At 29.4% G+C, this 554-nt stretch carries 2 protein-coding genes; one reads left to right on the forward strand and one right to left on the reverse strand.

The features are described 5' to 3' along the window. Positions 1–38: 38 nt before the first annotated feature. On the reverse strand, positions 39–209 hold the full coding sequence (locus HMPREF1984_RS11380; RefSeq protein ID WP_021767207.1) for a hypothetical protein: 171 nt from the start codon (positions 207–209) through the stop codon (positions 39–41). Between the two features lie 106 nt (positions 210–315). On the opposite strand from HMPREF1984_RS11380, the gene HMPREF1984_RS06790 reads away from it, so the two are divergent. Further along, entirely contained in the window at positions 316–495 is a 180-nt protein-coding gene (locus HMPREF1984_RS06790) for a hypothetical protein (protein WP_021767208.1), read from the forward strand. The last annotated feature ends 59 nt before the right edge of the window (positions 496–554 follow it).

Here is a 554-nt window from a genome sequence, read left to right on the forward strand (position 1 = left end):
AAAAAAAAAAGACACTTGTAAACGTGCCTTCTACTGTTTTAATTAAATAATCTATTGAAGTTTAATATAATTGCCGTTGTAATTGACGTATACTCTGATGTTTCTTTTCCTAGAATTGACAGAAGAAAACTTCCAAATACTATTGCAAAAACTAATAATACTTTTAACTGTTGTTTTCTTTTCTTTTTATTTTTTTTCTTTTTGTTCAATTCTCCCTCCTTTCACTATTTATCTACATTATAAAGAATCAATCTAGGCCTTGTCAAATCTGCAGTTTTTCATGTTATAATTAATAAAAAATCGGAGGAATGGCCAATGAGAAAATTAAATGCTGAAACTGAAAAAAGAATTGCTTCTGCAGTGTACAATGTTGAACTTGCATGCGGAAAATGTTCTGAAGAGGAAATTGAACTTATAAGAAAAAGTGCATATGGAGAAATTTCAGATGAAGAATTCAGAAAGCAGGTCTTGAATCTTGCAAAAAAATCAAAATAACCCCCCTGCTTATTAAATAAAAAATCCAGTTTTTCGGTTTTCAAAAACTGGATAGCACG

Origin of the sequence: Leptotrichia sp. oral taxon 215 str. W9775, assembly GCF_000469505.1 — a bacterium.
Lineage (GTDB): Bacteria > Fusobacteriota > Fusobacteriia > Fusobacteriales > Leptotrichiaceae > Leptotrichia_A.